Genomic DNA, 2,986 nt, shown 5'->3' with positions numbered 1-2,986 from the left:
GGTACGGCCAGGCAGCGCGTCGGCAGCCGCAAGGGCCACTTCATGCCGGCGAGCCTGGTCGACAGCCAGTTCGCCATCCTCGAGCCGCCGGCTGCGGATGAGCGCGCCTCGAAACTCAATGCCACACGCCCGGTCGGTGAGCTCGTCGCCGCCGCGGTCCGCCTGATACGCCGGTCATGAGCCTTCATCCATTCCGATGCCGATGCTGTCCGAGACCTCGGTCAGCCGCTGCCGGCGGGACCACGTCAGCATCTGCTCGGGGTAGAGCTTCAGCGCTTCCAGCAGGCGGTCGCGCTTGAGCAGGATGTAGTGCGCCTGCACAGTCATGTTCTTGGCGCCATCCCTGGCCATGTCCGTTGCCGGGCTGACAGATGCCTCCGGCGTCAGCTCGGGGCTGAGCACGGCCCGGTATTCGATGAAGGGAACCACTTCGAAGGTCGACATGGCAAACAGGGCGGTCCTGCCCCTGGCGGCGAAATTCGCCGGTGCCGAGGCGAGATGCGTCCAGCCGCTTTCGCCCATGGCTGCCTCGGTGAAGGTCGTGCCGGCATGGACGGTGTTGGTCATCGTCACCACGCCATTCTGCTTCAGGATCTTCTGGATGCGGATGGTGACCTGATAGGCGTCGTCACGATCAAAGGCGACCCGGCTTTTCAGGAACCGGTTCTCGACATCGATCAGCGGCGGATTGAGGAAACGCAAGCCGAACGCCGATTCGGAAATACCGTGGGTGTTGACGCTCACCTGATGCGCTTCGATACCGGCCTCGTACAGCGCGCGCTTGCCGATGATGGTCTGGGCGGTGAACTGATCGCACCAGAGGATGGCGCCGTGGCCGCGCTGCAAGGCCGACCGCAGCCCCGCCAACCCCTCCAGCCGGATCGTCGGCGACCAGCGGCCGGCCACCAGATGTGCGGCGAGCTGCAAGCGGCGGCGGTGGCGCGCTGCCAGCAATCCCTCGAACAGCTTGCGTGCATCGATACCATCGCCCAGCACCGCGAGCGTGGCGGCAGCGTAGGCCGGGAATTCCTTGCGCATATGGCGCTTGAGGCGAAACCTCGATACGCGGCCGCAGATCGGCGCCCACCACCGCACCGGCAGTGCCGCCGCCACCACGAGATAGAAGATAGACAGCAGGCCTTCGCGAAGATCCTTGTTGGAAAAGCGGCGAAGCCGGCCAGGGCGAACCAGCTTGCGGCTGAAGAAGCGTACATCCTCCGCCCGTTCCGGGACGAAGACGTCTGCGATGATTTCAGTGCGGAAACTGGCTGCCGACGGCAGCTTGCGGGCGGCCTTGCGGGATTTTTCTAACCACCACAGCCTCATCGGTCCAGCCCGTTCTTCGAACCCCGCTTTACTGCGTCGGCTTGGGCCGTGCAAGGTGGTGTCCGTGCTCGAGACTTCTGCAAATTTCGCTTTCCCTAGACTTAAGACAAGCGCGCCGCTTACGAAGTGTTGATTTCGAGGGCCGGACGAAGATAGTCGTATCGCTATTCCATATATGGCGTCAGCACATCTTCGATCCATTTCATGAACGCGCGGACCCGGCGCGATAGATTGCTCCGATGTGCGACGACGAGGGACACGGCGAGCGGCCGGCGACGAAAATCGGGTAGGATCTCGACAAGCGCTCCACTCTCCAAGTATCGGCCAATGCCCAAGAGTGGCGCCTGGATCAGGCCGAGGCCGGCGAGGGCCGCTGCTTCGTAGGTCTGTGCGCTGTTGACGTGTAGCGCACCTGGCAACTGAAGCGTCGCGTAGCTGTCGCCGTCCGGATATTCCCATCCATAGGGTCGCGCGCCCAGCAGCGTCGAAAAATGAATTGCCCTATGTTCCTGACGCTGGAGATCTTCCAGCGATCGAGGCACGCCATGGCGCGCCAGATAGGCGGGACTGGCTGCGTTGGCCATGCGCAACAGGCCCAACGGGCGGGCAATCAGGGTCTCGTCGCGAATGGGTCCAAGCCGCAATACACAATCGAACCCCTCTTGAACCAGATCGACTTGCCGATCCGTACTCGACACCTCCAGCTCCAACTCGGGGTGAGCCGCCATGAAATCCGGCAAAGCCGGTACGATCGTTGTGCGCGCCACTTCGGTCGGAAGGTCGACCCGCAAACGGCCGCGAAGTGCCACGCGGTCGCCTGCGAACATCGAGTGCAGATCATCGACTTCAGCAAGCAGATCGCGGGCGCGGGCATGAAATGCGCGTCCGTCCTCCGTCAACCGCACGCTGCGCGTCGTCCGGTGCAGAAGCCTGACACCCACATCTTCTTCCAGCTTGCGGACCGCCGTTGAGGCTCTCCCCTTTTGGATGCCCAGGCTATCGGCCGCGCGGGTGAAGCTCCCCATTTCCGCGACCGTTGTGAAAATGAGGATGGGTTCGAGATTCTGCATTTTCGCGCCTCGGATTGTTCCCCAAAAAGAGAACAGTTGGTTCATTTCCTCGGCATTTATCACAGTTGAGAGGCACAGTAAGCTTCGAATATGGGATCTCCCCATCGGAGAATGACAAGTGTCCGAAACTGTGAACCTGCATCAGACACCGGAAATTATGACCTTGCATCGCGCCCTGTGGGCCGGCCGGATCATGAGCGCGTTTGTCGTCATCGCCCTGACGGCAGATGGCACTGTTCAGCTTTTCGCGCCGGCACAGATCGCCAGCATGTTGCAGGAAACCGGGTTGGCGATGGACCTGACCCGTGTCGTGGGTCCGATCATCCTCGCCTGCGCCATCCTCTACGCCATCCCGGTCACCGCCGTCCTCGGCGCGATCCTGGTGACGGGCTTTTTGGGAGGTGCCATCTGCGCCCATCTTCGCATCGGTGAGTTGGGGTCGCCGCCGGAAATCATCTCCCTGCTTCTGGGCGCGATGACCTGGGGCGGCCTCTATCTCCGCGATCCCCGTATCCGGGCCATTCTGCCGCTCATCCATTGAACCAACAGGGGCAGCTCTGTCCCCCGACATCAGGAGAAAACACATGTTC

Annotated in this window: 3 protein-coding genes and 1 pseudogene; 2 read left to right on the top strand and 2 right to left on the bottom strand. The window is 62.3% G+C overall.

The window, feature by feature from the left end:
- Positions 1-180 (top strand): annotated as a pseudogene (locus tag EN991_RS30005) (gluconokinase); the annotation flags it as partial.
- On the opposite strand, the gene EN991_RS30000 reads toward EN991_RS30005, so the two are convergent.
- Both EN991_RS30000 and EN991_RS29995 read right to left on the bottom strand, forming a co-directional pair.
- Positions 175-1,326, bottom strand: a complete 1,152-nt coding sequence (locus EN991_RS30000; RefSeq protein ID WP_024501531.1) for a hypothetical protein — start codon at positions 1,324-1,326, stop codon at positions 175-177. The pseudogene EN991_RS30005 and the gene EN991_RS30000 sit on opposite strands and share 6 nt — an antisense overlap.
- A 164-nt stretch (positions 1,327-1,490) precedes the next feature.
- Positions 1,491-2,441, bottom strand: a complete 951-nt coding sequence (locus tag EN991_RS29995) for a LysR family transcriptional regulator (protein ID WP_245461113.1) — start codon at positions 2,439-2,441, stop codon at positions 1,491-1,493.
- Between the two features lie 73 nt (positions 2,442-2,514).
- Here EN991_RS29995 and EN991_RS29990 point away from each other — a divergent pair, with 73 nt between their 5' ends.
- Positions 2,515-2,937, top strand: a complete 423-nt coding sequence (locus EN991_RS29990; RefSeq protein WP_127370100.1) for a DoxX family protein — start codon at positions 2,515-2,517, stop codon at positions 2,935-2,937.
- The last annotated feature ends 49 nt before the right edge of the window (positions 2,938-2,986 follow it).

The organism is Mesorhizobium sp. M7A.F.Ca.US.005.03.2.1, from assembly GCF_003997795.1.
Classification (GTDB): domain Bacteria; phylum Pseudomonadota; class Alphaproteobacteria; order Rhizobiales; family Rhizobiaceae; genus Mesorhizobium; species Mesorhizobium ciceri.
This window is presented reverse-complemented; position numbering and strand designations above follow the sequence as displayed.

Coding starts and splice junctions, on each gene's coding strand:
- EN991_RS29995 (WP_245461113.1), bottom strand. CDS start 2,441: ATGAACCAACTGTTCTCTTTTTGGGGAACAATCCGAGGCGCGAAAATG.
- EN991_RS30000 (WP_024501531.1), bottom strand. CDS start 1,326: ATGAGGCTGTGGTGGTTAGAAAAATCCCGCAAGGCCGCCCGCAAGCTG.